The following is a 1,405-nucleotide window of genomic DNA, read 5'->3' as shown; positions in this document are numbered from 1 at the left end:
CCGCCAGCGGACCCGCACCGCTAAACGGCCGGTCGTCCCGGACGTAGATCCAGCATCGTGCCGTATCGGTCTTGCCCTTGGCCAGCACTGGCACGGTCGTATCATCGGCATGATGTCATTCGGCCTGCAATATTGACCCCCTAAGCAGGGGGATCGGCGTCCAAAATTGACCCCCTACAGATTGGTCTGTTGCGCTGCCTGCTTTGGAACGAAGCAGGTGGTGGGGGATGCTGATCGTGGAGACGATTGCCCGGATTAGGCGCGAGCACTTCATCAAGGGCAAGACGATCAAGGAGATTGCCCGTGACCTGAAGGTGTCGCGGAACACGGTTCGGAAGGTGCTGAGGTCGGGAGAGACCTCCTTCGAGTACGAGCGGCAGGTGCAGCCGCGGCCAAAGCTGGGACGATGGGCAGTAGAGCTCGACGGATTGCTGGCGGCGAACGCGGCTAAATCGGCTCGTGAACAGCTGACCTTGATCCGGACCTTCGAAGAGCTGCGCGGCCGCGGCTATGACGGCGGTTACGATGCGGTGCGGCGTTTCGCCAGGCGGTGGAGCAAAGAACGCGGCAATCGACCGCGGCCGCTTATGTCCCGCTGAGCTTTGCGCCCGGCGAAGCCTACCAGTTCGATTGGAGCCACGAGGTGGTCTTGCTGAGCGGCACCACGGTGATGGTGAAGGCCGCCCATGTCCGGCTCTGTCACAGCCGCATGCTGTTCGTGCGGGCCTATCCGCGGGAGACGCAGGAGATGGTGTTCGACGCCCACGACCGGGCGTTCGCCCTGTTCAAAGGCACCTGCACCCGCGGCATCTACGACAACATGAAGACTGCCGTAGAGACGATCTTCGTCGGTAAAGGGCGCCTCTACAATCGCCGCTTCCTGCAGATGTGCAGCCACTATCTGGTCGATCCAGTTGCCTGCACGCCAGCGTCGGGCTGGGAGAAGGGGCAGGTCGAGAACCAGGTCGGGCTGGTCAGGGAACGCTTCTTCACGCCGCGGCTGCGGTTCAAAAACCTCGACGAGTTAAACGCCTGGCTGCTCGACAAATGCATCGCCTACGCCAAGGCTCATCGCCATCCGGAGCTGGTCGATCAGACGATCTGGGAGGTGTTCGAAGCCGAACGCCCCAAGCTCGTTCCCTATGCCGGCCGCTTCGACGGCTTCCATGCGGTGACAGCATCGGTCTCGAAGACCTGCCTGGTGCGCTTCGACAACAACAAGTACTCGGTCGCAGCCAGCGCAGTCGGACGGCCGGTCGAAGTTCAAGCCTATGCCGATCGCATCGTGATCCGTCAGGATGGACGCATCGTTGCCGAGCACCCGCGATCCTTTGGCCGCGGCGATACCATCTACGACCCCTGGCATTATGTGCCGGTGCTCGCCCGCAAACCCGGCGCCTTGCGC

At 62.5% G+C, this 1,405-nt stretch carries 2 pseudogenes; one reads left to right on the top strand and one right to left on the bottom strand.

What is annotated here, in order from left to right:
* Positions 1-133, bottom strand: a pseudogene (locus IVA87_RS26630) (transposase); the annotation flags it as partial.
* Positions 134-227: 94 nt separating this feature from the next.
* On the opposite strand from IVA87_RS26630, the pseudogene istA reads away from it, so the two are divergent.
* A pseudogene (istA, locus tag IVA87_RS26625) lies at positions 228-1,405 on the top strand (IS21 family transposase); the annotation flags it as partial.

This window comes from Bradyrhizobium sp. 147 (assembly GCF_023073935.1).
Lineage (GTDB): Bacteria > Pseudomonadota > Alphaproteobacteria > Rhizobiales > Xanthobacteraceae > Bradyrhizobium.
This window is presented reverse-complemented; position numbering and strand designations above follow the sequence as displayed.